At 66.4% G+C, this 24,649-nt stretch carries 22 protein-coding genes and 2 tRNA genes; 6 read left to right on the top strand and 18 right to left on the bottom strand.

Features of this window, described 5'->3' with window-relative positions:
• Positions 1-8: 8 nt before the first annotated feature.
• From AC5RUO_RS04400 to AC5RUO_RS04385, 4 genes are all read right to left on the bottom strand, one after another.
• On the bottom strand, positions 9-980 hold the full coding sequence (locus tag AC5RUO_RS04400; RefSeq protein WP_494008971.1) for a DUF2797 domain-containing protein: 972 nt from the start codon (positions 978-980) through the stop codon (positions 9-11).
• Positions 980-1,843, bottom strand: a complete 864-nt coding sequence (locus AC5RUO_RS04395; protein ID WP_494008972.1) for an HpcH/HpaI aldolase/citrate lyase family protein — start codon at positions 1,841-1,843, stop codon at positions 980-982. Before AC5RUO_RS04395 ends, AC5RUO_RS04400 begins: the two co-directional genes overlap by 1 nt.
• A gap of 163 nt (positions 1,844-2,006) precedes the next feature.
• Positions 2,007-2,948, bottom strand: coding sequence for an aldo/keto reductase (locus tag AC5RUO_RS04390; protein ID WP_494008973.1), 942 nt, complete (start codon positions 2,946-2,948; stop codon positions 2,007-2,009).
• Between the two features lie 46 nt (positions 2,949-2,994).
• Positions 2,995-4,707 (bottom strand): glycoside hydrolase family 13 protein, encoded by a 1,713-nt coding sequence (locus AC5RUO_RS04385; protein ID WP_494008974.1) that lies wholly within the window; start codon positions 4,705-4,707, stop codon positions 2,995-2,997.
• 225 nt (positions 4,708-4,932) lie between these two features.
• Between AC5RUO_RS04385 and AC5RUO_RS04380 the strand changes: the two genes are divergently transcribed.
• Entirely contained in the window at positions 4,933-6,135 is a 1,203-nt protein-coding gene (locus tag AC5RUO_RS04380; RefSeq protein ID WP_494008975.1) for an ROK family transcriptional regulator, read from the top strand.
• On the opposite strand, the gene AC5RUO_RS04375 is transcribed toward AC5RUO_RS04380, so the two are convergent.
• The 4 genes from AC5RUO_RS04375 to AC5RUO_RS04360 all read right to left on the bottom strand — a co-directional run bounded on the left by AC5RUO_RS04375 (position 6,132) and on the right by AC5RUO_RS04360 (position 9,538).
• On the bottom strand, positions 6,132-6,785 hold the full coding sequence (locus tag AC5RUO_RS04375; protein ID WP_494102914.1) for an SDR family oxidoreductase: 654 nt from the start codon (positions 6,783-6,785) through the stop codon (positions 6,132-6,134). The genes AC5RUO_RS04380 and AC5RUO_RS04375 overlap by 4 nt on opposite strands.
• 16 nt (positions 6,786-6,801) lie before the next feature.
• Positions 6,802-7,359, bottom strand: coding sequence for a dihydrofolate reductase family protein (locus tag AC5RUO_RS04370; RefSeq protein WP_494008977.1), 558 nt, complete (start codon positions 7,357-7,359; stop codon positions 6,802-6,804).
• Positions 7,360-7,420: 61 nt separating this feature from the next.
• Positions 7,421-8,212 (bottom strand): membrane protein insertase YidC, encoded by a 792-nt coding sequence (gene yidC, locus AC5RUO_RS04365; protein WP_494102913.1) that lies wholly within the window; start codon positions 8,210-8,212, stop codon positions 7,421-7,423.
• Between the two features lie 126 nt (positions 8,213-8,338).
• Entirely contained in the window at positions 8,339-9,538 is a 1,200-nt protein-coding gene (locus AC5RUO_RS04360; protein WP_494102912.1) for a YjiH family protein, read from the bottom strand.
• Here AC5RUO_RS04360 and AC5RUO_RS04355 point away from each other — a divergent pair.
• Positions 9,525-9,734: a hypothetical protein gene (locus AC5RUO_RS04355; RefSeq protein ID WP_494102911.1), complete on the top strand. Its 210-nt coding sequence runs from the start codon at positions 9,525-9,527 to the stop codon at positions 9,732-9,734. The genes AC5RUO_RS04360 and AC5RUO_RS04355 overlap by 14 nt on opposite strands.
• 75 nt (positions 9,735-9,809) lie before the next feature.
• Positions 9,810-10,607: an IclR family transcriptional regulator gene (locus AC5RUO_RS04350; RefSeq protein ID WP_494102910.1), complete on the top strand. Its 798-nt coding sequence runs from the start codon at positions 9,810-9,812 to the stop codon at positions 10,605-10,607.
• Between the two features lie 62 nt (positions 10,608-10,669).
• On the opposite strand, the gene AC5RUO_RS04345 is transcribed toward AC5RUO_RS04350, so the two are convergent.
• The 4 genes from AC5RUO_RS04345 to AC5RUO_RS04330 form a co-directional block, all read right to left on the bottom strand.
• Positions 10,670-10,743: transfer RNA gene (locus AC5RUO_RS04345), tRNA-Met, on the bottom strand.
• Between the two features lie 60 nt (positions 10,744-10,803).
• Positions 10,804-10,875, bottom strand: a tRNA-Thr gene (locus AC5RUO_RS04340).
• A 365-nt stretch (positions 10,876-11,240) separates the two neighbouring features.
• Positions 11,241-13,325, bottom strand: coding sequence for a DEAD/DEAH box helicase (locus tag AC5RUO_RS04335; RefSeq protein ID WP_494010351.1), 2,085 nt, complete (start codon positions 13,323-13,325; stop codon positions 11,241-11,243).
• A gap of 407 nt (positions 13,326-13,732) precedes the next feature.
• The gene (locus AC5RUO_RS04330) at positions 13,733-14,389 is read right to left on the bottom strand and encodes an MOSC domain-containing protein (RefSeq protein WP_494102909.1); all 657 of its coding nucleotides are present in this window, start codon (positions 14,387-14,389) and stop codon (positions 13,733-13,735) included.
• A gap of 159 nt (positions 14,390-14,548) precedes the next feature.
• Here AC5RUO_RS04330 and AC5RUO_RS04325 point away from each other — a divergent pair, with 159 nt between their 5' ends.
• From AC5RUO_RS04325 to AC5RUO_RS04315, 3 genes are read left to right on the top strand one after another with little or no spacing between them, the layout of a single operon-like run.
• The gene (locus AC5RUO_RS04325; RefSeq protein ID WP_494102908.1) at positions 14,549-15,157 is read left to right on the top strand and encodes a Tat pathway signal protein; all 609 of its coding nucleotides are present in this window, start codon (positions 14,549-14,551) and stop codon (positions 15,155-15,157) included.
• Between the two features lie 2 nt (positions 15,158-15,159).
• Positions 15,160-16,371, top strand: a complete 1,212-nt coding sequence (locus tag AC5RUO_RS04320; RefSeq protein ID WP_494102907.1) for a glutathionylspermidine synthase family protein — start codon at positions 15,160-15,162, stop codon at positions 16,369-16,371.
• A 13-nt stretch (positions 16,372-16,384) separates the two neighbouring features.
• Positions 16,385-17,905: an APC family permease gene (locus tag AC5RUO_RS04315; protein WP_494102906.1), complete on the top strand. Its 1,521-nt coding sequence runs from the start codon at positions 16,385-16,387 to the stop codon at positions 17,903-17,905.
• Positions 17,906-17,985: 80 nt separating this feature from the next.
• Here the strand turns inward: AC5RUO_RS04315 and AC5RUO_RS04310 are convergent, their stop codons facing one another.
• The 6 genes from AC5RUO_RS04310 to AC5RUO_RS04285 all read right to left on the bottom strand — a co-directional run bounded on the left by AC5RUO_RS04310 (position 17,986) and on the right by AC5RUO_RS04285 (position 24,645).
• Positions 17,986-19,764, bottom strand: coding sequence for an N-acetylglutaminylglutamine amidotransferase (locus AC5RUO_RS04310; protein ID WP_494010346.1), 1,779 nt, complete (start codon positions 19,762-19,764; stop codon positions 17,986-17,988).
• A gap of 401 nt (positions 19,765-20,165) precedes the next feature.
• Positions 20,166-20,981 (bottom strand): gamma-glutamyl-gamma-aminobutyrate hydrolase family protein, encoded by an 816-nt coding sequence (locus AC5RUO_RS04305; protein ID WP_494102905.1) that lies wholly within the window; start codon positions 20,979-20,981, stop codon positions 20,166-20,168.
• 108 nt (positions 20,982-21,089) lie between these two features.
• Complete coding sequence (locus tag AC5RUO_RS04300; protein WP_494010344.1) at positions 21,090-21,890, bottom strand: carbon-nitrogen hydrolase family protein; 801 nt, start codon at positions 21,888-21,890, stop codon at positions 21,090-21,092.
• A gap of 106 nt (positions 21,891-21,996) precedes the next feature.
• A complete protein-coding gene (locus tag AC5RUO_RS04295) occupies positions 21,997-22,767 on the bottom strand; it encodes an SDR family oxidoreductase (protein WP_494010343.1) in 771 nt (256 codons plus the stop codon).
• Between the two features lie 25 nt (positions 22,768-22,792).
• Positions 22,793-24,139, bottom strand: coding sequence for an MFS transporter (locus AC5RUO_RS04290; RefSeq protein ID WP_494102904.1), 1,347 nt, complete (start codon positions 24,137-24,139; stop codon positions 22,793-22,795).
• Positions 24,136-24,645 (bottom strand): winged helix-turn-helix transcriptional regulator, encoded by a 510-nt coding sequence (locus AC5RUO_RS04285; RefSeq protein WP_494010341.1) that lies wholly within the window; start codon positions 24,643-24,645, stop codon positions 24,136-24,138. Before AC5RUO_RS04285 ends, AC5RUO_RS04290 begins: the two co-directional genes overlap by 4 nt.
• Between the last annotated feature and the right edge of the window lie 4 nt (positions 24,646-24,649).

The following is a 24,649-nucleotide window of genomic DNA, read 5'->3' as shown; positions in this document are numbered from 1 at the left end:
GCAACGGTTCAGAACAGGGCTTCCTGCAGGGCCGGGACCTCGGAGGCGAAGTCGCCCAGGATGAGGGTGCGGGCGCCCAGCTGGGCAAGGTTCACCACGAAGGCGGCATCCGTGCCGTCCAACCGGGCCAGGGCGTTGTGCCCGCTCAGGCCCATGATCTCGAAGCCGTGCCCACCGCTGTCCAGCGGGTGCGGGTACGGGTGCCGGGCCCCCGGGCCGTGCAGGACGGACGCCTGCCTGGGACGGATCCAGGGCTCGTCCACCACGGTGAACCCGTCGACGGCGGTATGCGCCAGCAGTGCACGGGCTTCGGCGGCGCGGCGGGCGTTGGTAGCATCCAGTTCGGGATCGGGCAGCGGCCGGAGCAGTGCCTCGGCTTTGGCGGCGGACCTGACTTGCTGGGGCAGGCCGGCTTCGGCCGTGACCAGGTCCTCGAGGATCCGGACCACCCTGCCGTCCCGGGCGCGGGCCACATACCGGGCCGCCGCGGCGCCCTGCTCTGCCAGCCGGTTCCACTTCCGCGGTCCGGATGCTGTTCCCACCTTGCTGGCACCGCCCGCGAAGGTGGCCACATACAGCCAGTGTTCCTGCATAAGGTACTCGCGCAGCCCGGGGGTGACGCGGCCGCCCCGGTGGAAGTCGTGGATGAGCCGCGATTCGTCCAGCATAAAGCAGCGCTCGCACTGCTTGCCCCGGGCCGCCGGGGCGCCCGCCGCGCACAGGACGTGGTCGCGGCGTGTCGAGGAGTGGACGCGCAGGTGCCCCAGGCAGGATTTTGCCGGGTCCTCGACGCGAAAGCCGAGCCTGGCCTCCGGGTGGAGGCTGACCTGCCGGAAGTCCCCGGACGGTGACTGGAGGCGCAGGACGGGCGCGCCGCCGTCGTCCGCTGCCGTTGAGGCCGGCGGCCCATCCCAAGAGACCCCGTGGACCAGATAACGGGTATCGGCCAACGGGGTCCCGGAGGAAAGCGGGTGGGGCATCAGAGCGCGGGCTGGACTCCGAAGGCCACTGCGAGCTTCATGATCTTTTCGGCGCGGCCCAGGCGGGGAAGATCGGAGCCGTCGCGGATGACGCGGCCGTTGGCTTCGAAGTCGGTCATGAAGTCGGTAGCCCAGGCGACGTCGGACGGCGTGGGGCTGATGACCTCGTTGATGACCGGAGTCTGGTCGATGGCCAGGCACAGCTTGCCAGTCATGCCCATCATCACCGTGATGCCGGTCTGTTCGCGCAGGATGGGGTGGTTGGTGCCCACCGTGGGGCCGTCGATGGGGCCCGGGAGGTTGCCCACGCGGCTGGCGACCACGAGCTTGGCGCGGGGGTAGGCCATAGCCTCCGGGGTGGCAGCCATGCCCGTATCGCGGCGGAAGTCGCCGGAACCGAAAGCCAGGCGGAACGCGCCCTGGGCCTTGGCGATGTTGTTGGCTTCCTCAATGCCGACGGCGGATTCCACCAGCGGGATGACGGGCGTCTTGCCGTCCATCCGGTGGAAGCTTTCGGTGACCTGGTCCGCGGATTCGGTCTTGGCGAGCATGACGCCCAGGAGCCCGGGGGTGCCGCGGAGGCCTGCGAGGTCGTCGGCCCAGAACGGGCTGGTGGCGTCATTGATGCGGACCCAGGCCTTGCCGCCGGCGGTCAGCCAGTCGACGACGTTGCCGCGCGCCTGGTCTTTCTGCGAGGGGTCCACTGCATCTTCAATATCCAGGATGATCGAGTCGGCGCGGGAAACTGCCGACTGGTCAAAAAGCTCGGTCTTCATGGCATTGACCAGCAGCCAGGAGCGGGCGATTTCTGCGGGGATATTGCGTTCCGGCCTTACGGTCTCGGTGGCGATGGTAGACGTCATGCTTTCTACAGTATCCGCCCTGCAAGCGGCGCGGCGACGAAAATGGCCAGCTTGTGAGGATCAATACGAACTAAACGGGATGTGACCCCGCCGGGTGGAAAAGACGCAGCAGCACGGGCCGTTCCGGCGGCCGGAACGGCCCGTGCTGCTGCGCAACTGGTGGTCAGGGGATGTTGCTGCCACGCGCGGTCACCCAGAGCCGGTACCAGTCGGCGCGGGACATGGCGGCGGCGGCCTTCGCGGCGTCGGCACAGGCGCGGATGCGGCCTGGGTTGACCGTGCCGATCACCGGTGCAATGCCGGCCGGGTGCTTCATCAGCCAGCCGAGCAGGACCGCCTCCCCGGACGTCCCGTACTCCCCCGCCAGCTGCGCCACGAGCTCCGCGGTGGAAGCATCCGCGGACGTGGGGCTTTCCGGTTCCGCGCCGGTGTAGACGCCCCGGGCCAGGGAACCGTAGGCCTGCAGGGTGATGGAGTGGCGGGTGCAGTACTCCACGGTGCCGTGCGGAAAGCTGTAGTCCAGGTGTTCCGGATGGTTCACCAGCACCTGGCTTTCCAGCCAGGCCCGCTTCAACAGGCTCATCTCCAGCTGGTTGGCCACCACGGGCGTTTCCAGCCGGTCCTGCAGCACCTCGATCTGCGCCCCGGACATGTTGGACACGCCCAGCTGCCGGACCTTGCCTTCCGCCATCAGCTGCCCGACGGCGGACGCCACCTCTGCGGGGTCTGCCAGCGGGTCCGGGCGGTGCAGCAGGAGGATGTCCACGTAGTCAGTGCGCAGCCGCTTCAGGCTCCCGTTGACCCGTTCCAGGATGGCTTCCCGGCTCAGGTCGTAATGCGTCTGCAGGCCGCGTTCGTTCAGCCTGATCCCGCATTTGGTCTGCAGCCGGATCCGGCCCCGCAGGCCCGGCGTGCCGGCCAGCACCTCGCCGAAGACGGCCTCGGACTTGCCGCTTCGGTAGATATCCGCGTGGTCGAACAGGGTGATGCCGGCGTCCAGGGCTGCCTGGACGGCGGCAGCGGCCTCGTCCACCTGGGCACTGCCATGCGGCTCGTCGGACCAGCTGCCGCCCAATCCCATGCAGCCGTAGATGAGCTCCTGCATCAGGGCTGTTTCTGCAAGGCCTGCCGGCCTGTGCCGGGTGCGGGCATCAGCGCAGCCATGCGGTGGTGTTGGCGGGCAGCTTGCCGTCTTCCAGGGGTCCGCTGGTGAGCAGCACCTTCCCCGCGGGAAGCTCGACGGCGGTGCCGCCGAAGTTGGTGACGGACTGCCATCCGTTGGGGCGGCGGAAGTGCAGGACCTCAGGGTTGCCGGTCTCCACCCACTCGAGTTCCTCGTCCGTCTGCAGCTCACGGCGCAGCTTCAGGGCCGCACGGTACAGCTCCAGGGTGGAACCTTGCGTGCCGTCCTGGGCTTCCACGGCGTACTTGCTGAACCAGTCCGGCTGCGGCAGGTGCGAGCCGCCCTCACCGAAGCCGAAGGACGTTCCCTCCACCTTCCACGGCAGGGGCACGCGGCAGCCGTCACGGCCGATCTCCACGCCCTTGTTGCGGAAGAAGGACGGGTCCTGGCGCTCGGATTCGGGAATCTCTGACACTTCCTGGAGCCCCAGTTCCTCACCCTGGTACAGGTAGGCGGAACCCGGGACGGCCAGCATCAGCAGCGTGGCGGCGCGGGCGCGGCGTTCCCCGAGTTCCACGTCCAGCTGGTCCTTGGGACCGCCGGCGAGGAGCCAGTCCTTGCCGTCCTGGCCCTTGCTGCCCGCTTTGCCCTTTGACACCTGGGGCAGTCCGTAGCGGGTGGCGTGCCGGACCACGTCATGGTTGGAGAACACCCAGGTGGAGGACGCTCCGGTGGCGGCTGCCTCGGCCAGGTTGCGGGTGATGATCTCCCTGTACTCGGCGGCGTCGAAATCGGCCTGCAGCAGGTCGAAGTTGAAAGCCTGGCCCAGGCCCTGCGGGCTGGCGTACCGGGCGCGGCGGGTGGCGTGCACCCAGGCCTCGGCGACGGCGGTCCGCGGCGGGTTGTACTCGTTGAACACCTCGCGCCATTCGGCGTAGATCTCGTGCACTTCGTCGCGGTCCCAGAACGGGTGCGTGCCGTCGTCGAACCCGTCAACGCCGGTGTTGGCCGCGCTCAGTTCCAGCTTGGACAGCAGCGGTTCGGTGAGGTCCTTGGTGAGGGCGTGGGCCACGTCCACGCGGAAGCCGTCCACGCCGCGGTCGGACCAGAAGCGGAGGGTCTTGAGGAAGTCGTCGCGGACTTCCCGGTTGGACCAGTTCAGGTCCGGCTGCTCCTTCGCAAAGATGTGCATGTACCACTGGCCGGGAGTGCCGTCCGGTTCGGTGATGCGCTCCCAGGCGGGGCCGCCGAACACCGAGTCCCAGTCCGACGGCGGGAACTCGCCGTTGGGGCCCTTCCCGTCACGGAAGATGTACCGATCGCGGGCGGGTGAACCCTTGGGCGCGGCCAGTGCCTCCTTGAACCATTGGTGCCGGTCGGAGGAGTGGTTGGGGACGATGTCCGCGATCAGCTTGATCCCGGCGCCGTGCAGGGCCTTGGCCATCTCGTCAAAGTCCGCCAGCGTGCCCAGCTTGGGGTCCACGTCGCGGTAGTCATCCACGTCGTAGCCGCCGTCGGCGAGTGCCGAGGGGTAGAAGGGGCTCAGCCACACGGCGTCGATGCCCAGCGCCTTCAGGTACGGGACCTTCGCGGTGATGCCCTTCAGGTCGCCGATGCCATCGCCGTTGGAGTCGGCGAAGCTGCGCGGATAGATCTGGTAGACCGCTGCCTGGCGCCACCAGTTCGGATCAGCGAGGCGGTCGGAGTCGGAGAGGGTTGCCAGCGTGGCGGTGGTGGACAAAGGGATCTTCCTTTTCTGTGCGTTGGTTATGGCTGGTCAAGGTCTTTTGGGTCTACTTGGCGGCCCCGCGCATTTACTTCGGACAGTACCCACCGTCGCGCCAGGATGTAAACCACCAGTATGGGTGCCATAGCAAACGAGGCGCCCAATCGGACATGTTTATATTGAATCTAAATTTAGTACCACAAGTTATTATGGAGGGCAGCGAGAGAGAGGTCAACACCCATGACGGAACCCACGCCGGCCACACCCCAGCTGCTCCGTCGCGTCAGCGCAGGAGCAGTCCTGGAATTCCTGCGCGCATCCCGGGCGGTGACCGTCACCGAGGTCATGGAGGCCACCGGCCTGACCCGGGCCACCGCCATCTCCGTCTGCGAGGATCTGATGGCGCGGGGCTGGATCCGGGAGCTGGAGAACCAGCGCGCCTTTGGCGGATACCAGAAGGGCCGCCCCGCCCGCCGGTTCGAGCTCAACGAGCGCGCGGGCTACGTCCTGGGCATGGATGTGGGTGTCTCCAAGGCCACGGTGGTGGTCGCCGATCTCCGCGGCAGGATGCTGGGCAGGGCTACCCAGGCGTTTTCCCGGGCGGACATCCCAGCCGAAGAACGCGTCGCCGTCGTCGACCGGGCCGCCCTGCTGGCGCTGGAGGGCAGCGGCGCCTCCCCGGATGCAGTCCTTGCCGTGTGCGCCGGCATCGCCGCGCCAGTGGACCGCCACGGGGACGTCCTGGTGAAGCAGCACTTCTGGGAACTGTTCGACGTCGGCCTGAAGACAGCACTGCTGGAGATGCGGGGCTGGACTGTACTGCTGGAAAACGACGCCAACCTGGCCGCACTTGGGGACCGCTGGCAGGGAGCGGCAGCCGGAGTGGACGACGTGGTGGTGATCCTGGCCAGCGAACGCCTGGGTGCCGGCATCATCGACAACGGGCGGCTGCTGCACGGGCGCGACGGGGGCGCCGGCGAACTTGCCTTCCTGGAGTGGGTGGAAGGCGTTGGCGACACCTACGGTATCGCCTTCCTCGCCCGGAACTGGGCCGCGGAGGCGCTCGCAGGCAAAGCCGGGACAGCGCTGCGGAAGTACGCAGCGGGCGGCGTCGAGGCGGAACAGGTGTTCGCCGCGGCCGCTGCCGGCGACGCCGTCGCCCGGCAGATCCTCGACCGCCTCGCCGGCCGGATGGCACGGGTAGTGGGCGCCGTCGCCACGCTGCTGAACCCGGAGCTCGTGGTGATCGGCGGGGCCGTGGCCAATTCGGCGGACATGCTGCTTGAGGCCATTACCGAACGCCTGGCGCAGTTCACCGCCACTCCCCCGCGGGTGGCCGTCTCACCCTTGGGCGACTCCATGGTCACGGTCGGCGCCGTGCGCCGGGCCCTCGACTACGTGGAGCAAAACTCCCTGGACCTGGAGCTCACGGCCGCCGGCTAGGAAGAACCCAGGGCGGCGGCGACCGGAAGCGAGCCGTCGCGGAACTCGATGGTCCGGCCGGCCGTTTCCGGCATCTCAATCACGGCTGCGGCCACGCTGGCAGTGTTGTCACGGGACGTTGCCGCGCCGCCGTCCCGGGGCGGGTCCACGTCGATGCGCCCGGTGCCCGGATTGTCCGTCAGCGACCCCGGTCCCAGGATGGTCCATGCCAGCCTCGTGCCCCGCAGGTAGTCGTCAGCTGCCGCCTTTGCCTCCGCGTAGGGGAAGAAGCTGTTGCTTTCGGGCACTCCATGGCCCTTGCCGGCCCCCAGGTAGGAGACCATGACGTACCGGTCCACCCCGGCGTGGGCTGCGGCCTCCATGGAGCGGATGGCCGCGTCCCGGTCCACCGCATAGGTGCGCGCCGGGTTGCCGCCGCCGGCACCGGCGGACCAGACCACCACGTCATGGCCCTGCAGCGCCTCGGCGAGTTCCGCCGTCGTCGCATGTTCCACGTCCAGGACCGACGGCGTTGCTCCCGTCTGCGCCACATCCGCAGCGTGGTCCGGGTTGCGGATGAAAGAGGTGACGCTGTGCCCCTCGTCCGTGAGGAGGGCTGACAGGCGGAGGGCCACTTTGCCGTGGCCGCCGATGATTGCGATTCGGGTCATGGACCCATTCTGCCCCTCAGGCCAGGCAGCGGTAGCGCAAATAGACCACGCCGTTGCGGAACCGCCGCTCATCCAGGAGTTCGAGCCTTGTCTCCAGTCCGTCGGGGAAGAAGCCCAGGCCGCCGCCTACGGCAATGGGGTTGAGGAAGAGCTGGCATTCGTCCACCAGTCCGGCTTCGAGCGCCCGGGCAGCCAGGGTGGGGCCGCCGATGCCGATATTGCGGTCGGTGTTCGCTTTCAGGGCCCGGACGGCGTCGGGGCTGAATGCCCGTTCCACCCGGGTCCGCGCCGCGGACACCCCGGCCAGGGAGGTGGAGTAGACAACCTTGTCCGCCCCCTGCCAGATGCGTGCGTAGTCCTGGATTACCGGCGGGTCACCGGCGGTGCCCATTGTTTCCCAGACGGACATGACCTCGTAGATCCTGCGGCCGAGCAGGTACGTCCCGACGCCGCGCTCGAGATCGTTCACGAAGGCGTGGACCTCCTCGTCGGGTGCGCTCCAGTCGAACCTGCCGTTCCGGTCCGCGACGTAGCCATCCAAGGAGGTGATGCCGGAATAGATCAGCTGGGCCATGGAGTCATTCTGCCCGTGAATCCCGTCCCCATGACAGGAGTCTGGCGGCCGGGGCGCCTCCTCACGCTGTGCGCGTCACCAGGTACTGCTGTACCAGGGTCCAGAGGTTGGAGACAGTCCAGTAGATGAGGACACCAATGGGGAAGATGATCCCGCCGGCTCCGAAGATGACCGGCAGGATGTAGAGGAGGATTTTTTGCTGGCGGAGCAAGGGATTGTCCGGGTCCTGGCTGGCCAGGCTGCGTGCCATGACGAGTTTCTGCGTGACGAACTGGCAGGCCGTCATGGCCAGGATCATGGCGACGGCGAGGATGGCCACTGCGGCCTGGTTACCGCCTCCGCCGTGCAGCAGGGACGCGGACAACGGTGCGCCGAAAATGCTGGAGGCGTCAAACTGGGCGGCCTGGGCGGAGTTCAGGGTTCCGATGCCCTCACCTCTGGCCGCCGCGCCGGAAATGCCGGAGAGGACCTGGAACAGGGCCAGGAAGAACGGCGCCTGGATCAGCAGGGGAAGGCAGGCAGAAAACGGATTGGTGCCGTGCTTCTTGTAGAGGGCCATCTGTTCCTGGGCCATGGCCTGCCGGGACAGCTGGTCAGTTTTGCCCCGGTACTTTTCCTGGAGCTCCTTCAGGTCCGGCTGCAGGAGCCGCATGCGGCGCTGGGCCCGGACCTGCGCAAGGAACACGGGGATCAGGGCCGCGCGGATGACCAGTACCAGCCCGACGATGGCCAGCGTCCACGTCCAGCCGCTCCCTGCCGGCATACCGATGGCAGTCAGGCCGCCATGGAACGCCAGCATGACGACGGAAACGAGCCACCGGAAGGGTTCCATCACCTCATTGAAAAAGTCCACCACAGTCCCCCGTCCGCCGCCTGCTGCAAAACTACGGCGAAACGGGGAAGTTGTCACGGATGGGAAGCGGGGCCGGCGAGGGTCATCGGCCCCAACCGAAGCTGCGGATGGAGCCGGGACCGTGCTCTAGGACGGAAACAGCAGGAACGCTATGGGGGTCACAAGGATCAGCGTCAAAGCGACCCGCTGGAACCAGATAACCACCAGCTTCCAGACCGGGATGGGAATATCCGTAGCCATGATGCAGGGAACCAGGGCGGAGAAGAAGATGATTCCGGACACGGACACAACGCCTACCACGAACTTGACCACTGGGACCGCCTCCGCCGCAAGGAGCGCGGGAAGGAACATTTCTGCAACACCAACGGCGCTGGCCTTTGCTACGAGCATGGGTTCGGGCAGCTGGAGCGCCCAAGTAAAGGGATAGAAGAGGAAGCCCAGCCAGTCGAAGACCGGGGTGTAGGTCGCAAGGACCAGCCCCACCAGGCCAATGGAAAGGATGGAGGGGAGGATAGCCATCGCCATCAGCAGGCCATCCCTGACGTTGGTCCATACGTTGACCGCGAGCGAGGGTGCAGCTTCCACAGTTTGGCGGGCTTCACGCCAGGCGACCGAGAGGCGGCGTCCGGAAACGTCCTCTTCAGGCTGCGGTACGGCTTCGGGATGGTATTCGTCCGGGATGCTGTTCAATGGCCAGATCCTGACCGTGATGGCCGTGACCGCGAATGTGACCAGGAAGGTGATCCAGAAGTAGGCGGTCCACTGGCCCATCAGGTCCAGGGTCTTGGCCACAATAACCATAAAGGTGGCGGAAACAGTGGAGAATCCTGTGGCAATGATGGCAGACTCACGGGCCGTGTACTTGCCCTCTTTGTAGACCCGGTTGGTGATCAGGAGGCCAAGCGAATAGCTGCCCACGAAGGATGCAACGGCATCGATCGCGGACCGCCCCGGCGTCCGCCAGATCGGACGCATCACGCGCTGGACGAGGACACCAATGAACTCCAGCAGGCCATAGCTGACCAGCAGTGCAAGGAACACGGCACCGATGGGGACAAGGAGCCCGACGGGGATTACCAGCTTTTCAAACAGGAACGGCCCCATGCCGGGTTCAAACAGCCACGCCGGCCCCACCCGGAAGACCATCATGAAACCCACCACCATCCCCACCACTTTCAGTAGCGAGAAAACCACCTCCACCGCGGACCTCTTCCACGTTCCGGCAACGAACGGGTAACCGGCGCCCGCAACAATCACGGCCAGGGCATAAAAGGGCAAAACCGGGCCGATGCTCGCCTGGAGAAAGGAGACGATGTGGTCCAGCATGATCGTGTTTTTTCCTGCTATCGTCACCGGCACAAAAAACATGAATGCACCTATGCCGCTGTACACGAATAGCTTCCAGATGTGGCGTGATGCAGTGCGTGGGGCCTCAGAAGTGATGGCCATGGGTCTGTCTCCTGACATTCTTGCCGGCCCGTACCGGCGCGGCATTTTCTTGAATAGAACCATCGCACCGTGAATCCAGGACAAGGACAATGGAATCCACGGCATAGCAGTCCCATATATGAGATTCGGGTCACGGGTGGTGTTTTAAATGGGTGAACCAGAGAGTTCTCTGCGATCGCTCCGGATCCTGAGCTACCTCGCAACGCAGGCAAACCCTGTTCCTGCCGCCAGGATCGCCGAGGCTGTTGGCTCACCAAGGTCCTCCACCTTCCGGCTTCTCCGCGGAATGCAGACGTTGGGCTATGTAGCCCACATCCCTGAGGAGCAGGCCTACGCCTTGGGTGTCGCGGCCCTGGAAATCGGCCAGGCCTTTGCGATCCAGGCCCCGTTGGCAAGGTACGGCCGTCCAGTCCTGGCCCGTTTAGTTGCCAGTGTTGGTGAAACGGCACACCTGGCGGTCCTTCATGGCCACGAAACGCTCTACATCCACGAACAGACCGCTCCCCTGCGGGCGCCGCTAGTCACCGCGAAGGACGTCCGCCTGCCAGCGCACCTGACGGCGTCGGGAAGGGCGATTCTCGCCAGCCTCGGTCATGACCAGCTGAGGGCGCTGTTCCCGTCTAATTTTGCCTTTATCCAACGGACCGGCCGGGGCCCGGGGACCTACGCCGAGCTGGCCCAGCAGCTGGCTGCTGTCCGCAGGCAGGGGTTCGCGCGCGAGTTTGGGGAGGTGACTGAAGGGCTGACGTCCGTTGCCAAAACTGTCCACGACAGGAGCGGGCGGGTAGTGGCTTCAATTGCCGTGACCCACACTTACGACACACAAGCAGCCCCAGTTCCGCCCGCCATTGAGGGCACGCAGGAGGACCTAATCCTGGCTGCCCTGGAACGCGCGACTGTGGAGCTCAGCCGCAGGCTGGGGTGGGATCCGGATCGCAGGGGGTGAGGACAATCTCAGCAGGCAACAAAAAGCCCCCGGAATCTCGGGGATTCCGGGGGCTTGTCCTGTAGCGGTGGGGAGGCTCGATCTCCCGACCTCACGATTATGAGTCGTGCGCTCTAACCAACTGAGCTACACCGCCACGAATGAGAAAAACCTGTGTCAAGCCGGTCAAACCGCCTTGACACAGGCCCTCATTCAGAGCCCCCCACCGGAATCGATCCGGTGACCTCGTTCTTACCAAGAACGCGCTCTACCACTGAGCTAGGGGGGCAACGAGTAAATACTCTACCGGAAGATTCAGCTCCCAACAAATCGGCACAAGGCGGCCCCGGCAAGCGGTGAAACACATGCTTTTCGCCGCCTCCTTAGCCCCAGTTTCCGCGCCATTACTGGGGTTACGGGCACCATCCAGAGGCGAAACAGGCAGGGTCACACTGGCCAGGGCGCCACAGCTGAACGGAAAATGTGGCAAGCCCCACACCCTTGAAGTTATTGGGCAGATATGGCGACTTGGCCGGCCCTGAAGTCGCCATATCTGGACAAAAACTCCAGGAGGTTAAATACCGATGGGCCGGCTCGAAAGCCGGCCCATCGCCGTCGTCAATTACCCGGGGTGGCAATCACTCAACGGAGGGTTTACCACTTGCCCTTGCGGTTATAGTCGCGGTGTCCGCCGTCGTTGCCGTGGCGGGGCTTGCGGGAGCCGTCACCGTGGCCGCCGAAGCGGGAGTCGCCGGCCTGTCCGCGGTCGCTGAAGCTGCGCTCCGAGCGCTCGCTGTAGGAGCGGCCGCCACGGTCAGCAGAGGACCGCTCACCGTCGTTCTTCCGGAACTCCTTCTTGAACCCCCCGCTGCCCTTGAAGTTGCCGCCGCGCTCGCCGCCACGGTTGCCCTGGTAGGCGCCGCGTTCCCCGGAGGGCTTGCGGCCGTTGTCCAGCTCGAGGTGGATCAGCTCGCCGCCGATCCGGGTGCGGGACAGGGCGCGCAACTGCTCGGCGCTCAGGTCCGCCGGAAGCTCCACCAGGGAGTGGTCCGACCGGATGTCGATGCCGCCGATCTGCGAGGACGAGATGCCGCCCTCGTTGGCGATGGCACCCACGATGGAGCCGGGCATGACGCGCTGGCGGCGCCCCACCGCGATCCGGTAGGTGGCGTTGCCCTCGGTCAGGGCGCGGGTGGGTCCACGGGAGCCGAAGCCGTCCTTGGAACGCTCACGCTTCTGGAACTCGGGAGCTGCCGGCAGCTCCTTCACCAGCAGCGGCTGTCCACCCTGCGCCATCACGGCAAGGGCGGCAGCGATCTCCGAGGCCGGAACGTTGTGCTCTTCCTCGTAGGACGCAATGAGGTCGCGGAATGGAGCCACATCCTCGGAGGCGAGGGTCTCCGTGATGCGCTCGGCGAACTTGCCCAGGCGCAGCGTGTTCACGGTTTCGGCCGTGGGCAGGTGCATCTGCTCCACCGGCTGGCGGGTGGCCTTCTCGATGGAACGCAGCAGGTACTTCTCGCGCGGCGTCATGAAGAGGATGGCGTCACCGGAACGACCTGCACGGCCGGTGCGGCCGATGCGGTGGACGTAGGACTCGGTGTCGTGCGGGATGTCGTAGTTGATGACGTGGCTGATGCGCTCCACGTCCAGGCCGCGGGCCGCGACGTCGGTGGCCACCAGGATGTCGATGCGGCCTTCCTTCAGTGCGTCCACGGTGCGTTCGCGCTGCTGCTGCGGGATGTCACCGTTGATGGCGGCGGCCTGGAAGCCGCGGGACTTCAGCTTGTCTGCGAGGTCCTCGGTGGCCATCTTGGTGCGCACGAAGGCGATGACGCCGTCGAACTCTTCAACCTCGAGGATGCGGGTCATCGCATCGAGCTTGTGCGGGCCCATGACCTGCAGGTACCGCTGGCGGGTGTTGGCGCCGGTGGTGGTCTTGGACTTGACCGAAATCTCGGCGGGGTCGTTCAGGTACTGCTTGGACATCCGGCGGATCTGGCTCGGCATGGTTGCCGAGAACAGCGCCACCTGTCGCTCCGACGGGGTCTGCTGGAAGATCTGCTCCACGTCCTCGGCGAAGCCCATCCGCAGCATCTCGTCAGCCTCGTCCAGCACCAGGTACTGGAGTTCGGACAGGTCCAGGGAACCCTTCGAGATGTGGTCGATCACGCGGCCGGGGGTACCAACGACAACCTGGGCACCACGGCGCAGGCCGGCGAGCTGGGGTCCGTAGGCGGAGCCGCCGTAGACGGGGAGGACGGTGAAGTCGTCGATGTGCTTGGCGTAGGAGGTGAAGGCCTCGGCAACCTGGAGCGCCAGCTCACGGGTCGGGGCGAGCACCAGGGCCTGGGTCTTGCGGGACGGGCCGTTCAGGTCATGCAGTTCGGCCAGGCGGGACAGGGCCGGCACTGCGAATGCTGCAGTCTTGCCGGTGCCGGTCTGTGCCAGGCCTACCACGTCGCGGCCTTCGAGCAGCAGCGGGATGGTGGCTGCCTGGATGGGTGACGGCTTCTCGTAGCCGACATCCTGCAGGGCGGCGAGGACGCGGCCGTCGATGCCGAGGTCGGCGAACTTGACGCCGTCTTCTTCGGTTTCCTGGGCCTTGCCCGCGGGAGCAGCTTCGGCTGCGGAGTCAGTGGCAGCGGGCTCTGCTGCGGGGGCAGCGGCCTCAGCGGATTCGACGGCGACGGTTTCGGAAGTCGCGGCGTCGATGGTTTCGTTCTGGTTTTCGGGCATAGGGAAATATTCCTCATCCATAGGGGGCCAGGCGGCACTACCCAGGGTGAGCGGAGCCGCAGTACATGTGCCGTGGATGCCGGGCAAACATTGACCGGCCGGTCACAGAAGTCCGGCGCTTTCGCAATCCCGTGGCAGGACTTCGCGCTGCATCTCTTGGCTGCTATCCCAGCAGTCTGTACAGCGTTTTCTTCAGCCGGCTCTCCCTATGAAACTGCCCGCATCACAGTTGCGGGCCCCAACACTTGCCAGTCCTGCCTCAAGAATTGGGCAGGAATAAGGGATTTCCGGAGTGGGGGATGTTTCAAGTGTAAGGCACCGGGGCCGCGTCCCCTAAATCAATGGCCCGACGGCGGCGGTGAGCTTGGGCACATCCGGCACCTCCGCCGTCGGAATTCCCCTGCGTATCAGCCGCGCAGCTGCCGCTGCAGGGCCGCGAACTTATTGTTGAATTCGGGCTGCTGCAGCCGGATTTCGCCGTCGGCGTCCGCGTCCTTGAGCGCCTCCATCAGCTCAACACTGGGCTCGCTGAACCACTGCCCCACCGTGATGCCGTGTGTTGGAACGTAGGTCCGGTGGATGTGGTCTCCGGCCTGGATGCTGCCGGTCCTGATGACCCTCAGGTATGCCCCCACGCGCCCCTCTTCCGTGAAGCGCTTGACCCACTGCCGCTCTCCCAGCCGCCGCTGGAAGGTGGCACAGGGTGTCCGCGGCGAGGTGACCTCAAGTTCGACGTCGAGCCCGATCTTCCACCGCTCCCCGATGATGGCGGACGTGGCGTCTATCCCGAACACCCGGAGGTTCTCGCCGAACGAGCCCGGCGGCAGGTCCTGCTGCAGCTGTGCGGCCCAGTAGTCGGCGTCGGCCTGCGAGTACGCGTAAATGGCCTGGTCCGGGCCGCCGTGGTGGACCCGGTTCGCCTGGATGTCGCCCTGCAGGCCCAGCCGGTGCACCCTGACCGGCCCCTCCACCGGGCGCTTGTCGATGGCGGTCACCCCCACGCTCGAGGCATCCGGAAGCAACTGGTGAACACGGCAGACGGCCAGCAGGGACGCGGTTTCCATGGCTCCAGTGTAGGGTCACGCTCCGCGCGCGGAAGAGATGGGCAGCCCTCCCCTGCGGCGTGCTCGCCGCCGGGGCCGGCAGGGACTAGGCTGATTCGAGGATTGCATTTGGGGGTGCAGCGCTGTGCCCAATTCACGTGGATAACTGAGGGGGACGCCGTGGACCCAGACAAGCAGGACCCGAACAAGCCGGATCCGGAGCGCCAGCCCACCGGCGGCGCCCAGCCGGCCGGGGACAGTCCGAAGCCACCCCCCTGGCAGGGGCCCAAGCCTGAACTCCGCCCCGAACTGCTCAATGAACCCGTCACCCCGGTGGATCCGTTCGCCCGTGACCGGGAAAGGCAGTTGAACGAGGCGGCCGCCCATAAGAAGCGATCCCAGCGGCGCACCATCGTCGTTGGCCTGGGCGTGACAGCGCTGCTCGCCGGTACCATCACCGCCGTGGTGGCCAGCAACCAGGATGAGCCCGAATACGCGCAGGTGTGCTTCAACGACGAAACCGGCGAGCGCGTGGAAGACCGCAACTGCGACAGCTCCGCCGGGCGGGCCGGCGGCGTGTACGCCTGGTACTTCTTTTCCCGCGGCGCCTATGTCCCGCCGCTGGGGCAGAACCGGTCCACCGCCCCCAACTACACCAAGAACGTTCCCAGCGGCGCGAAGGCCTCCACCGGATACAGCACCCAGGGCGGAACCGTCAGCCGCGGCGGCTTCGGTACCAGCGCCAAGAGCGGGACCAGTGGCGGCGGCGGCAAGGTTTCAGGGGGCTGAACGTGAAGCGGCTGCTGAGCGAACCCCGCCCCGACTGGAAGCAGAAGATCGAGGAACAGGGCCTGGTCTTTTCCACCACCACCATGGATGACGGCCGGAAGATCGAGTACTGGAACGAATCCGCCTACTACGAGTTCAGCATGGACGAGGTGGAAACCCTCGAGGAGACCGCCGAGGAAATGCACCGGATGTGCCTGGAGGCTGCCAAGTTCCTTGCCACCGGGGCCATGGGCACCATCGGGATCGGACCGCAGGCGCTGGAACTGGCCGCCGAATCCCTGCAGGCCGGCGACGTGGACGTCTACGGCCGCTTCGACTTCATCTATGACGGGCAGGGCGGCCCGGCCAAGATGCTCGAATACAACGCCGATACCCCCACCGGCCTGATCGAGGCTGCCGTGGCCCAGTGGTTCTGGCTGCAGGACGTCTTCCCGGGGAAGGACCAGTGGAACGGGATCCACGAGGCACTGATCCGGCAGTGGAAGAAGTTTCAGTACCGCACCGGCATGAGCACCCTGCACGTGGCCCACTCCGAGGTGGAGGAGTCCGGCGAGGACTGGATGACCGCCGCCTACATGCGGGACGTGGCTGGCCAGGCCGGGTGGACCACCATCGGGATCAACATGTCCGATATCGGCTGGGACCCCAACCTCAACCGCTTCGTGGACCTGGACAACTTCATCATCAGCACCATCTTCAAGCTCTACCCCTGGGAGCTGATGATGAAGGAACCGTTCGGTCCCCGCCTCCTGGAACGCGCGCACAACCCGCGCTGGGTGGAGCCGGCCTGGAAGATGCTGCTCTCCAACAAGGCCCTCCTCGCCGCCCTCTGGCACCTGTACCCGGAGCATCCCAACCTGCTCCCGGCCTACCTTGACGGGCCGGGGCCGCTGAAGGAATGGGTGGCCAAGCCGCTCCATGGCCGTGAAGGCGACAACATCCGGATCCATGCCGACGGCGTCAGCCTGGAACAGCCCGGCGGGTACGGCCGCGAGGGCTGGTGCTACCAGCAGTACCACCAGCTGCCCGACTTCGACGGCAACCACCCGGTCCTTGGCCTGTGGGTGGTGGACGGCGAGTCCGTGGGCTGCGGCATCCGCGAATCGGACGGCCCCGTCACGGACTACTTCTGCCGCTTCGTGCCCAACACCATCGACGCGCCGGCGCCGCTCTCGGCCGCGGCCTCCTCCAGCAAAGCAGGTATCGCATTATGAATCCGGTGACAGCATGAGCACAGACATGACGACGGCGGGAGGCCCGGCAGGCGCGCCCGGCGCCCCGGTCCCGGCAAAGGGCCTCCGCGCCGGGATCCTCGACCTTGGCGACTCCGTGATGCTCGGCCTGGCCTCGACGGCGCCGGTGTACTCGCTGGCGGCAACACTCGGACTGATTGTGGCGGTGAACGGGAACTACACTCCCCTGATCCTGCTGTTGGGTTTCATCCCGGTCCTGTTCATCGCCTACGCCTTCCGCGAGCTGAACAGTGCCATCCCGGACTGCGGCACCACGTTCACCTGGTCCCGCCGCGCCTTCGGCCCCTGGGCGGGCTGGCTGGGAGGCTGGGGCGTGGCACTCGCCGGCATCGTGGTCCTGGCCAACCTGGCCCAGGTGGCCGGCCAGTACCTGTGGTTGCTGGCCGGCGACGGCTCATTGGCGGAAAACAAGGTGCTGGTCACCGCCACCGGGGTGCTGTTCATCGCCGTGATGACCCTGGTCAACTACCGCGGCATCCGGCTGGGCGAACACGTCCAGCGGGTACTGACCTATGTGCAGTACATCGCGCTCGGCATCTTTGCGCTGGCGATCATTGTCCGGATTGTTGGGGGCCCGCCCGAGGGCCAGGCGTTCGATTTTGAGTGGTTCAACCCGGTGGGCGCCTTCACCGATCCCGGGGCCGTGGTCCACGGCGCGCTCCTGGCCCTGTTCATCTACTGGGGCTGGGACACCTGCCTGGCGGTGAACGAGGAAACCGAAAACCCGAGAACCACGCCGGGCCGCGGCGCTGTGATCTCCGCGTTCCTCCTGGTGGCGATCTATGTGTCTGTCGCCCTGCTGGTGATGATGTACGCCACCGTGGGCAGCGAGGGCATCGGCCTGGGGAACGAGGCAAACCAGGACGACGTGTTCGTGGCCATGAAGGACGTGGTGCTGGGGCCTTGGGGCTGGCTGATCGTCGTCGCGGTCCTGGCGTCGGTGCTGTCCTCCACGCAGACCACCATCCTGCCCACCGCCCGCGGCACACTGTCCATGGGCGTCCACGGAGCCCTGCCGGCAAAGTTCGGCGAGGTGCACCCGCGGAACCAGACCCCGGGGTTCTCCACCCAGGTGATGGGTGCGGCGGCGATCGGCTATTACGTGGCCATGAGCTTCCTCAGCGAGAACCTGCTCTCGGACTCCATCAGCGCTATCAGTCTGTTCATCGCCTTCTACTACGCCCTCACCGGCTTCGCCTGCTTCTGGTACTTCCGGGGTACCCTGCGGACGTCGGCCCGCAACCTGTGGTTCCGCGGCATCCTGCCCCTGGCTGGCGCGCTGCTCCTGACCGCCGCGTTCTTCATCTCCGCGGTGCAGATGTGGGACCCCGCCTATGGCGACACCGAGATCTTCGGCGTCGGCGGCGCGTTCATCAGCGGCGTGGTGCTGCTCGCGCTGGGCGTGGTCCTGGCTGTGGTGTGCCGCTTCCTGCCCTCGACCCGCGGCTACTTCACCGTCCCGGCGCAAAAGGGGGAGGTCACCCGGGCGAATTGAGGCCCGCAACCAACAGGGCCCCGGTGAGGATGCGTTCTCGAAATCCCCCAAGTGGTGTGCGTGCCTGCCAGTGTCAACGGTCAGCCCACCCGGTGGTGCTGGAGCCACATCTCCAATAGGGCCAGCTGCCACAGGACATTGCTGTTCACGGCGGTCCGCTGCGTGTTGGGGTCCGCGAGCAAGTTGTTGATGTAGGCCGGTTGGAAGAGTCCGCGCTGCTTTGCCTCAGGCGCATGCAGGGCATCGCGCACCATGGTGGTGAAAGGCTCCTCGAGGTGCCGGAGGGCGGGGACCGGGAAGTATCCTTTAGGCCGGTCCACCACGGCCGCGGGCAGCATCTGCCGGCCCAGGTCCTTGAGGATGCCCTTTCCGCCCTGGGACACCTTAAGTTCGGGCGGGCAGGACGCGGCCAGCTCCACCAATTCGTGGTCCAGGAACGGGACGCGCGCTTCGATGCCCCATGCCATGCTCATGTTGTCCAGGCGCTTGACGGGGTCGTCCACCATCAGCAGATGGGTATCCAGCCTGAGCACGGCGTCCAGGGCTGTCTGCGCGCCGGGTGCGGCCAGGTTGGCGGACAGGACCTCACTGCTGACATCAGAACCGGAGTACCACTCCGGCTCGAGGATGTTCAGCAGCCCTTCATGGCTGTGGTCCACAAAACCGGCAGTGAAGGCTGCCTGCGCTTCGGCACGCCCCACCGTGGACAAAGGCTGGTGGTAGGCGTATCCGCCGAAGACTTCATCAGCCCCCTGCCCGCACTGCACCACTTTCAGGTGCTGCGCCACGCTTCTGGAGAGCAGGTGGAAGGCCGTGACGTCGTGGCTGGCCATCGGCTCCGACATCGCACCCACGGCACCGTCAATGGACGGCGCGAATTCGGAGGTGCTGATGTGGAGGCGTTCGTGCCGGGTTCCGAACTCGCGGGCGATGAGGTCTGAGTAGGCGAACTCATTGCCCGTATCACCGCCGGCCCCGTCGAACCCGATGCTGAAGGTAGAGAGCCCGTGTTGGCCTTCCTCCGCAAGCAGGGCCACCAGGAGGCTCGAATCCAGGCCCCCGGAGAGCAGGACGCCCACCGGCACGTCGGCAACCATCCGCCGTCGCACAGCCGTCTTCAGCGACTCGCGGACCGCGTCCTGCCAATCCACCGCGGACCACCCCGCACGGTCCGGATTCCGTGTGTAGGAAGGCTTCCAGTACTCGCGGTCGTGCCAGCTGCCGTCGGCACGGACGGTACGGATGGTGGCGGCTGGTAGTTTTTGGACGCCGCGCAGGATGGTCCGCGGTGCCGGCACGATCGAGTGCCAGCTCAGGTAATGGTGCAAGGCGGTCTCATCGATGGTGGTGTCAATCCCGCCGGAAGCCACCAGCGCGGGCAGGCTCGATGCAAAGCGCAACCTGCCGGGCACATGGGAAACGTACACCGGCTTGATGCCCAGCCGGTCCCGCACCAGCAGGACCTCCCCGCGAGGCGCGTCATACAAGGCAATGGCGAACATTCCCACCAGGTGGTGGACAAACTCCTGGCCCCATTTCCGGTAGGCCTTCAGGATTACCTCGGTGTCGCTGGTGGTCCGGAAGGTGAACTCTAACTCAAGTTCCCTGCGCAATTCCTTGTAGTTGTAGATGCAGCCGTTGAACGTGATGGCCAGGCCGCCGTCGTCCAGCATGGGCTGCGCCCCTGCCTCGGAAAGGTCAATGATGCTCAGGCGCTGGTGCCCGAGGGCCACCCAGCCCGACTCCCAGCTCCCCCGCCCGTCCGGCCCCCTCGACGCCATTGCCCCCATCATTGCCAATACCGGCTCCGGGGAGGCCGTTCTCCCGTTGAAGGCGATTTCGCCGGCTATACCGCACATGGTGCTGTCCCTCGTTCCTGCAATTTACTGTTCCAGGCCTGGGAACGATAGCTGGAATAGCCGGTGTCTACGCCTTTGCAGTAGGGGGGAGTTTGCACGCGGCGACACCAACACCGGGAGCCGGCGCACTGGCGCCGGCCCCATGGAAAAGGCGTCTCCCCCAGGAGGGATACGTTCTTGGACGGTGTTGGACTTGTCATGGAGGCCAGCCATTATTGCTCCTCGGATCTAACCGTGAAGCAATTTCTTAACCTCAGATGCCTTCATACTAAGCATGCTTATTTCCGGGCCGCAAGGCGCGGCCCGGGAAAACGCCCCGGAAAGAGGGGCCTTGCGGGGCTATCAGGAACGGGTCCGAGGTCCTTGCGGGAATCTTTGCCCTCTGCTGGCGGGACGGCACGCTAGCCGCGAGGCGGCCCGGCAAGGCTGGCATTGATCTCCGCAGTAACGGACGACGTTGCAGCCGGCAGGAGGCGGGACAGGAACTTCCCGCGGGCTGCTTCCACAAGGCCGCGGAACAGGCCGAAGTCCTCGGGGAGTTCCTCAGGATGCCACTGGATGCCCATGGTGAAGGTGTTGGCCGGGTACTCGATGGCTTCCACCACCTGGTCGTCGCTCCAGGCAGAGGCGATCAGCCCCTCGCCCAGCTTGTCTACGGCCTGGTGATGGGCTACGGGAACCGGTCCGGAGTTGGCGCCAATCAGCTGCTCAAGGCGGGAGCCGGGCTTGACCTCCACCGGAATGCGGTTGAAGTTGTAGCCTCCTGGCTGGTATTGCCCGTTGCCGACCACGTCCGGCAGGTGCTGGTGGAGGGTGCCGCCAAGGGTCACGTTCAGCAACTGCTCCCCGCGGCATATACCCAGGAGCGGAAGATCCTGGCGGAGGGATTCCTGGATCAGCGCCTGCTCCCAGGCATCACGTTCGGTCCGGGGCTCGTCTGTTTTCGGGTGTGCTTCCTGGCCGTACAGGTGCGGATCCACGTCCCAGCCGCCGGGGATGACCAAGCCGTCGAGCCTGTTCACGAGCTGCTCCACCATGCCAGCCATGATCGGTTGGGGCGGCAAAAGGACGGGAACGCCGCCCGCGGCGATGATGGGCTTCAGGTAAGTCGCGGGCAGGAAGGCGGCATTAACCGTGCCGCAACCCTCGGTATCCGCCTGCTCCAGGTAGGTGGTGAGTCCGATGATGGGTTTCATCGCGGCGTCGGTCGCGTGCACAGTGGTCCTTCCAGCAGATTGGGCTGCCTACAATTTTATGGCTGCGGAAGGCCCGGAATGTTTCGTCCCTGTCAATTCGAGGTGTCGAGAAGGTCACACTTGATTGGCTCATTCGGTTTCATTTGGCAGCACCCTGAACCGGCGGTTCCTCAGCGACGGAACCCGGGTGCGCACAGCCGCGATCCGTTCCGGTTGAAGCTCCGCAAAGATGACGCCGGGCCCCTCCCCGGCGTTGGCGATCACCACGCCGAAGGGGTCGACGACGATGGAGAAGGCTGTGGCCAGGGGGCCGCACTGGTTGGCGGTGACCACATAGGAGGTGTTCTCAATGGCGCGGGCGCGGACCAGGGTGCTCCAGTGGTCCTCCTTTCCAGGGCCCACGATCCACATCGCTGGCAGCAGCAGGACGTTCGCTCCTGCGTCCACCAGGTACCGTGCGCTCTCCGGGAACCTGAGGTCGTAGCAGGTCAGCATACCCAGGCGCAGCTGGCCGAAGGAGAGCAGGAAGGGCGCGCCAATGGATCCCTGGCTGGTCCCGTCGCTTTCGCGGTAGCCGAAGGCGTCGTAGAGGTGGATTTTCCGGTAAGAGCCCTGGACCGTGCCGTCGGAACCGATGGCCACGAGCGTATTGAAGGGCAGATTGCCCGGGCTGGCTTCAGCGGTACCCACCACCACGGGAAGGCTGAGCTCTTTTGCGCGTGCGGCGATGGAGCGGATGAACGGGCCTGTTAAAGGCTCGGCCACCTTCGCCAGGACACTGGGCGGCTCGGTGCTCGCATACAGGCTGGATTCGGGCAGCACCAGCAGCTCCGCATTGCCCAGTGCTGCGGCTTCCATCAGCCGCTGGACCTGCAGCAGGTTCTCACCTGGTTCCCTGCCGGCGCTGAACTGTCCGGAGGCGATCCTCATTGCAGCCCTCCTGCCACTTGAAACGGCTCCCCAACACAGATTCGCACAGCCGCGGCTGTCCAAACAGATGCCCGGCCCCCAAGCCCGGAGGGTGGATAACGGGCAGTCAGGCCGAGAAGCCGCCGTCGGCCTTGATGAGCTGGCCGGACACCCAGCGGCCTGCGGGCGAGAGCAGGAATGCCGCCGTCCCCGCGACGTCCGCGGGTGTCCCGAGCCGGCCGGTGGGCTGGCGCTGGAGAACCTCGTCCCGGATGGCGTCATCCATCCAGCCCGTATCCACCGGCCCGGGGTTGAGGACATTCGCCGAGATGTTCCGGGGGCCCAGCTCGCGGGCGGCGGCAATGACGATCCGGTCCAGCGCCCCCTTCGAGGCGCCGTAGGGCAGGTTGAAGGCTGTGTGGTCACTGGTCAGCGCAACGATCGCGCCGCCGTCGTCCGTTGCCTGCCGGGCGAACGCGGCAATCAGCTGCCAGCTGGCCCGGGTGTTGACGGCGAAATGCCGCTCGAAGGATTCCAGGCTGGTGTCCAGGATTCCGGAGTCAACGGACTCCGCGTGGCTGAGCACGAGCCCCTGCAAAGGGCCCACCAGCTGCGCGGCCTCGGCCACGAGCCGGTCCGGCACGCCCGGATCCTGCAGGTCGGCGGACAGGACGTGGACGCGAGCGCCGATGGCCTCAAGCTCCGCGGTCAGGCGGACGACGTCCTCGGGCTCACTCCCCCACGGCATCCGCTCGTCGTAGTCCTGCCAGTAGGACAGGACCAGGTCCCAGCCGTCGGCGGCGAGCTGCCGGGCGATGCCGGCGCCAATCGAGGCCAGCCGGCCGGCACCCGTGACCAGGGCAGTGCTGCGCGCGGCACCTTGTTGTGGGGTCTCCATACAACCAGCCTAATGGGCGGCCCTGCTAGGAGACCGCGGATGGCGCGGCTTCCCGTGCCCCGCTGTGCCGGCGGATGGTCGCGCTGATGACCGCGGCAACAGTGCACATGGCGGCAGCCCCCAGCCAGGCGTACGTGTAGTGGCCCGTGGCGTCGCGCACGGCGCCGGCAGCGAGGGCTGCAGCGGCCGCGCCCAGCTGGTGCGCCGCAAAAACCCAGCCGAACACCACGTTGCCGTCGGCGCCGAAGGTTTCCCGGCAGATGGCGGCCGTGGGCGGAACAGTGGCCACCCAGTCCAGGCCGTAGATCACCACGAACACGATCATGCTCGGCTGCACCTCGGCGCTCAGGAGCAGGGGCAGCACCAGCAGGCCGATGCCCCGGAACTGGTAGTAGACAGCCAGCAGGATGCGCGGGTTGAAGCGGTCCGTGAGCCATCCGGAGGCGATGGTCCCCACGATGTCGAAGATGCCGACGACGGCGAGCAGGCCCGCGGCGGTGGTTTCCGGCATGCCGTGGTCATGGGCGGAGGGGATGAAGTGGGTGCCGATGAGCCCGTTGGTGGTGGCACCGCAGATGGCGAAGCCGGCCACGAGTGCCCAGAACGTCCTGACCCGGCTCGCCCGGCGGAGCACCTGGAGTGCCCGGATGGCGGCATTGGCCCGGGGGCCGGTGGCTGCAGCTTGGGCAGTGGTGCCGGGTTCCGCGCCGTATGGCAGGACCCCGACGTCGGCCGGGGAGTTTTTGAGGAACTTCAGCACGAGCGGGACCACTGCCAGGGCCCCGGCCGCAATCAGGAGCGAGGCCTGCCTCCAGCCGGGATCCTGCGCGAGCATGGCAATGAAAGGCAGGAAGACCAGCTGGCCCGCCGCGCTGCCGGCGGTCAGGATGCCGATGACCAGGCCCCGGCTCTTGACGAACCAGGTGTTGGCGATGGTGGCGGCGAACACCAGGGCCATGGACCCGGTGCCAAGCCCGATAAGCAGGCCCCAGGTCAGCAGGATCTGCCAGGACTGGTTGACCAGGACGGTCAGGGCACTGCCCATGCCAATCAGCACCAGGGCCAGTGCTGTGATCCTTCGGATCCCGAAGCGTTCCATCAGGGCCGCAGCAAAGGGTGCGGTCAGGCCAAACAGGACCAGGTTGATGCTGACGGCCGCCGACAGCACCGTGGTGGACCAGCCGAATTCCTGCCGCAGCGGAACCATCAGCACGCCGGGGGCAGCCCGGAATCCTGCCGCCCCCACCAAGGCCAGGAACGCGACGGCGGCGACGATCCAGGCCGGGTGCAGCCAGCGCCGGGACGCCGGTGGCGGAACGGCTACCGCTTCCCGTTCATCAGGAACAGCGGCCTCATCGGGAAGGGTGCTCACGCGGCGGCTCCCGCACCGGACACAGCGGTGGAAAGTTTGATGGGGTGCTCGGACCTGGTCTCGCTGTGCCAGCTGGTGTTGGCGGCAGTCAGCCGCTCCCCGCAGGCGGTGCAGGTATCGGCGGATGTGGTGCGCTGGCCGCAGCCGGAGTGGATGACGTGCAGGTGGGCCTGCTCGGACGGAGCCGCAAGGTGCTTCTCCGACCATAGGGTCACCGCGTTCAGGACCGGCAGGACGTCCTCCCCCATGGAGGTGAGGACATACTCCTGGCGGGTCCGGCCGCCGTCGTCGTAGGCTCTTTTCTCCAGCAGTCCTGCCTGCACCAGGCCGGCCAGGCGCTTGGTGAGCACGGAGTCCGCCACGTTCAGGCGGGCACGGATGGCGTCAAAGCGGCCGTTGCCGAAGAAGAGTTCGCGGAGGATGAGGATGGTCCAGGGGTCGCCTAGGATATCCACGCCGCGGGCAATGCTGCAGTTGTGCCCGGACCAGTCGGATCGAAGTGCCATGCAA

Source organism: Arthrobacter sp. Y3221087 (genome assembly GCF_059089905.1).
This window is presented reverse-complemented; position numbering and strand designations above follow the sequence as displayed.

Excerpts from the sequence above, each read along its gene's own strand:
- AC5RUO_RS04400 (WP_494008971.1), bottom strand. The coding sequence starts at position 980 with ATGCCCCACCCGCTTTCCTCCGGGACCCCGTTGGCCGATACCCGTTAT.
- AC5RUO_RS04395 (WP_494008972.1), bottom strand. The coding sequence starts at position 1,843 with ATGACGTCTACCATCGCCACCGAGACCGTAAGGCCGGAACGCAATATC.
- AC5RUO_RS04390 (WP_494008973.1), bottom strand. The coding sequence starts at position 2,948 with ATGCAGGAGCTCATCTACGGCTGCATGGGATTGGGCGGCAGCTGGTCC.
- AC5RUO_RS04380 (WP_494008975.1), top strand. The coding sequence starts at position 4,933 with ATGACGGAACCCACGCCGGCCACACCCCAGCTGCTCCGTCGCGTCAGC.
- AC5RUO_RS04375 (WP_494102914.1), bottom strand. The coding sequence starts at position 6,785 with ATGACCCGAATCGCAATCATCGGCGGCCACGGCAAAGTGGCCCTCCGC.
- AC5RUO_RS04370 (WP_494008977.1), bottom strand. The coding sequence starts at position 7,359 with ATGGCCCAGCTGATCTATTCCGGCATCACCTCCTTGGATGGCTACGTC.
- AC5RUO_RS04355 (WP_494102911.1), top strand. The coding sequence starts at position 9,525 with ATGTGGTCCAGCATGATCGTGTTTTTTCCTGCTATCGTCACCGGCACA.
- AC5RUO_RS04360 (WP_494102912.1), bottom strand. The coding sequence starts at position 9,538 with ATGCTGGACCACATCGTCTCCTTTCTCCAGGCGAGCATCGGCCCGGTT.
- AC5RUO_RS04350 (WP_494102910.1), top strand. The coding sequence starts at position 9,810 with ATGGGTGAACCAGAGAGTTCTCTGCGATCGCTCCGGATCCTGAGCTAC.
- AC5RUO_RS04335 (WP_494010351.1), bottom strand. The coding sequence starts at position 13,325 with ATGCCCGAAAACCAGAACGAAACCATCGACGCCGCGACTTCCGAAACC.
- AC5RUO_RS04330 (WP_494102909.1), bottom strand. The coding sequence starts at position 14,389 with ATGGAAACCGCGTCCCTGCTGGCCGTCTGCCGTGTTCACCAGTTGCTT.
- AC5RUO_RS04315 (WP_494102906.1), top strand. The coding sequence starts at position 16,385 with ATGAGCACAGACATGACGACGGCGGGAGGCCCGGCAGGCGCGCCCGGC.
- AC5RUO_RS04310 (WP_494010346.1), bottom strand. The coding sequence starts at position 19,764 with ATGTGCGGTATAGCCGGCGAAATCGCCTTCAACGGGAGAACGGCCTCC.
- AC5RUO_RS04300 (WP_494010344.1), bottom strand. The coding sequence starts at position 21,890 with ATGAGGATCGCCTCCGGACAGTTCAGCGCCGGCAGGGAACCAGGTGAG.
- AC5RUO_RS04295 (WP_494010343.1), bottom strand. The coding sequence starts at position 22,767 with ATGGAGACCCCACAACAAGGTGCCGCGCGCAGCACTGCCCTGGTCACG.
- AC5RUO_RS04285 (WP_494010341.1), bottom strand. The coding sequence starts at position 24,645 with ATGGCACTTCGATCCGACTGGTCCGGGCACAACTGCAGCATTGCCCGC.